Below are 4,034 nucleotides of genomic sequence, written 5' to 3'. Positions count from 1 at the left end.
TGCGGCGCTGGACGCTGGTTACGACCTCGATACTTTCCATTTCTACTCCAAGACATAGTCATATGCCTAGGTCTATTCCTAGGCGTTATGAAAAGCACGATGTCCGATTGAAATGGGGGCTGCTCCAACGGCGTTGGCGAATGTCGCCGCCGAATCGATGTGCGACACGGGTGAGCATGCCTTGTCCGCTACGAACAAGGCGGTCTCCGACGGTCTGCCCGCGATCCATCCCGCAATGGCCAATACGCAGGCAAACTTAGCTGGTATTGAGCTACGCCGTCGCCCAGGTAGATACCAGGTAAGGGCTTAGTGTGCTTTATTTTCCGTTTTCTGAGACGACCCCCTGAAGCCAATCGGAATTTTCTTGAGAAAATTAGCAACAACTTATATGTCGTGAAATCGCAGCTTCGCTCCCACTAGGCCTAGATGTCAGGCAAGGGCTTAGCGTGCTTTATTTTCCGTTTTCTGAGACGACCCCGATTACAGCCTCCACCGCTGGGACGCGCTCACGCGCTACCTGGAGGATGGCGCCATTCCCATCGACAACAACTGGGTCGAGAACCAGATCCGGCCGATTGCGAGTGCCCGTTCATTCTGCCCATGTCGGGCAAGAAGTGGAAATCCATTATCGATGGCACCCGCTCTATGGGCGTCGCGTCCGGGTTCGGGATTGCGAGCAACGCAATAAGGGACCGGTTGTCCATGTCGAGGTTAGCCCCGGCATGATTACAACGATTGCCGCCTGGATGCTGGACCCTATTGTCTGTGCAGGTATGGAAGCAGGGCAACCAAGGGTAAGTGCCGCAGCTTTGCGCGATTTGCATCGCTTGCTCACCGAGCGAAAAAGCACTCCGGCGGACTGTCACACGAGGCTACGCAGAATGTTAGGTAGCTTGCAGCGATCAACAGTAAACTCATTCGAATCGTTATTTCGTCATGGCTGTACCGTACCAGAACCAACTCAGGCGGCTTTGCAAAGGTGCAAGGGCTGCTTGAATTGGCGCAAATGTACTGCTCCAGCGCCGCATTGGATGGCGGTGGCTCTGCCTGAAGCTTCCCCTGCCATTGCTAAAACGTATCGCCTGCGCTTCCCAGGTACTCTTTTCTGCATTTCCATCCCTTCTGAGCATCGAGGAGGTGCGCCGATTATCCATGTGACGGACAGGATAAGTTATCATGTCTGCGCTTAATCATGCATAACTGCCCTACTGCCTTTCAACGACGCACTGTTACGTATTACTTTGGGCACCGGCATTCCACAGTAATACGCAAGGGGTGACTTTCACGACGGCTGCAGGTACGCGCTCGACATTAGTATGGTCAGCGCGCATATTGGCAGATATATGAACCATAAAAGGATTTCAGGCTCAACGGTTGCCTTTCGCAGCGATTGGTTTGTATGCCTTAATGTACGTCGCTGTTTGTTATATATCGATCGGACTTGGCAGCCTCCGCCTTGCGTCGATGATATTAATCAACGGATGGTTCAGTAATGCGTCGAAATGTTTCCCGACTTAGTTAAGTCTGCGTAAATCGATATTCTCGGTATTGCAAAATCGTAAGATTCCAGATCAACACGACAATCAACAAAACAGGGGAACAACGATGCGCGCAACAACTACCTCAGCTACGCCGAAGACCGCTGCAGCTTCCAAGGCTGCGGCTAAGTCGGCCACCAAGCCCGCCAAAGTCTATGACGCGATCGCGTTACTTAAGGAAGACCATAAAAAGGTAAAGAAGCTTTTCAAAGATTTTGACAAGCTGAAGGAAAAAGGCAGCGAAGCCGACAAGCAGGCGCTCGTTCAGACCATCTGTACGGAGCTGACCGTCCACACCCAGATTGAAGAGGAAATCTTTTATCCGGTTGTCCGCAAAGCGATCGACGATCGGGACCTCATGAACGAGGCGGAAATCGAGCACGCAAGCGCGAAAGACTTAATCAAACAAATTCAAACGATGCCAGCCTCGGACGCCTATTACGATGCCAAAGTTACCGTGCTGGGCGAGTATGTCGATCACCATGTCGAAGAAGAACAGAACGAAATGTTCAAGAAAGCGCGTAAGGCAAAAGTCGATATGGAAAAGCTCGGCAAGAAGATGGCCACCCGTAAACGTGCTTTACTGCGTGAATTGGCGGAACAAGGCTGACAACCTATGCGGGCGGCTTCACGGTGAACCTCCGGTAACGCCCGCATTTTCCCTACTTTAAGACGCTATCCGGCAGGTCAGTGCCGCGGCCACAGATTCCAGCCTCCTCGCTAAACCCTGATTCAATTCGGGTATGACTTGTGTCAGGCTTTCCAGGGTTGCAGCAATTTCCCGGGCCCGTTCGGCCAGTAGCGCCTTGCCTGACGATCGATCCGGCAGGGCCAGCGTGGAGCGTGGCAGATGAAAGGTCATCCCGGCCTTTTCCGTGCCATCGTTTGCAGGCAGCTTAGTGAGCTGGATCGCCAAAGATTTCACAATTCCCATGACTGCAATTGCGCTCTCTATCTCTGTGCGCTTGTCTTCAATTAACGTTCGGTCGTCTGGTGTACTGGATAGCGAAAAGCCACTTGCCAGCAAACGCAGCATGAGGCCATAGGCAGCGTTGGCGATATCGAGCACTTTTGATGCCGCCTCGCCCGAGATGTGCCTATGGGGATCGCCATCGATTGGAGAGAACATGAGGGGATCGCTGACGACATCACGATAAGGCCTAAAGCCGGTATCCTGCGCTAAAAACGTATCGTAATCGTCCCGAACTTTACGAAAATGCGAAAAGTGCGACTTTTCGCCATCGTGACGGCCCCCTTCACCTTGCTCGACGATGATAGAGATTGCTGCAATTGCACTGTCCAGGTCGGTTACCGCAATCAGCCCGTCAAAAGTAAGCATGGACGGGTCCAGCTGGCATGCCGGATCGCCGACGAACAGTTTTGTTTCCCCTAATCTTTCGGCAAGCAGACGGAATCCATCCTCGATTCCACGATAGAGATGGCTAACTGTGTCAAAGTCTTCTGCGGTAGGTGTGAGCCGAACGACAGGTTCGCGGCGTTCATAATCAACAGATTCGAAACCCGCTACCTGCGGCAGGAAGACGCCCTCAGGTCGCTCAAGGTAAACGAAGTGGTCTGCAGTCTCCCGGGTAAAAGGCGTTAGTCGCGCCACGATGCTCGACGGATGGTAGCCGACTGGAATAGGAAAGTTTGGTCGCGAGAAATGTGGGGGCGACCCCAGGCTCATCAATAGATTGCTGACCAGGGCGAGATGTAGCATCTCTTCCATGGCCACCCCTGTAATGATGCTACGCCAGCGATTCACGGCAGCGAGCTGACTATCACTCAACCCTTCTTCCTGGGACTGTTTCAGGCTCCACGCGGCATACAGGTAAGAGCACATCAATCCATGTTCAATCTCGGCCGCCTCAGACAGCAGAAAGATTAATTGTTCACGGTCGTTTACCCGCACAGACCGATTGTCTACCGCTGGATCAGACACATCATCTCCGAAGAATGGCTACGGCATATCGTCTCAAAGTAGCGGCTCCTACGTATTGAAGCGGGATAAGACAAGACGGAATACCGCGGCATGCTGACGCCATGTTGCCTAACTGTACATATTCACGTTAATCCGATGTGCTTTTGTCACCTTTATTGCATATCGTTTGAGCTTTTGATGCGCCGCATCATAAATAGTCCAACTTCTGCAAGGATGAGTCGTGTAGCAGCTTCACGATCGTGTAGTGGCTTAACAGATTAGGGTCCAAGTGTGGAACGACGTAGTGGGAAAGACCGAAGGCTGACACAAATGCTCAATTGGAAGAAGCTAGCTGATGCATCGCAGAGCACTTCTAGGAGCGAAGTAATCTCATCTGCTCAAGAACGTCGTGGCAATGAAGATCGTCGAGCCAAAAAGGTCATTGCGGGAGCCTGTCAGGATTTCTGTGTAAAGCGGGGTCATGAAATAATGCCGAAAGGGATGTTCCATGACTGACGTAATGACCACCAAGAAGCCTAAAAAACAGAAAGCACCGCCGCCGTTTCCGGTCGAAT

General features: G+C 52.2%; 3 protein-coding genes and 1 pseudogene. 2 read left to right on the top strand and 2 right to left on the bottom strand.

All coding sequences use genetic code 11. From position 1 onward, the window contains the following. Positions 1-478: 478 nt before the first annotated feature. Together IGW03_RS37190 and IGW03_RS37185 are read left to right on the top strand one after the other, a co-directional pair. Positions 479-592, top strand: a pseudogene (locus tag IGW03_RS37190) (IS66 family transposase); the annotation flags it as partial. A 1,013-nt stretch (positions 593-1,605) separates the two neighbouring features. Then, positions 1,606-2,148 carry a hemerythrin domain-containing protein gene (locus IGW03_RS37185; RefSeq protein WP_194727407.1) on the top strand — a complete coding sequence of 181 codons (543 nt, stop codon included), beginning with the start codon at positions 1,606-1,608 and terminating at the stop codon, positions 2,146-2,148. Positions 2,149-2,205: 57 nt separating this feature from the next. Here the strand turns inward: IGW03_RS37185 and IGW03_RS37180 are convergent, their stop codons facing one another. Next, a complete protein-coding gene (locus tag IGW03_RS37180) occupies positions 2,206-3,480 on the bottom strand; it encodes a ferritin-like domain-containing protein (RefSeq protein ID WP_194727406.1) in 1,275 nt (424 codons plus the stop codon). A gap of 369 nt (positions 3,481-3,849) precedes the next feature. Continuing rightward, positions 3,850-4,034 (bottom strand): hypothetical protein (locus IGW03_RS38615; protein WP_228536346.1); only part of this gene is annotated, 185 nt, incomplete at its 5' end.

The organism is Noviherbaspirillum malthae (assembly GCF_015352985.1).
Lineage (GTDB): Bacteria > Pseudomonadota > Gammaproteobacteria > Burkholderiales > Burkholderiaceae_D > Noviherbaspirillum > Noviherbaspirillum malthae.
Note: the sequence above shows the minus strand (reverse complement) of the source record. Positions and strands in the feature narration are given on the sequence as shown.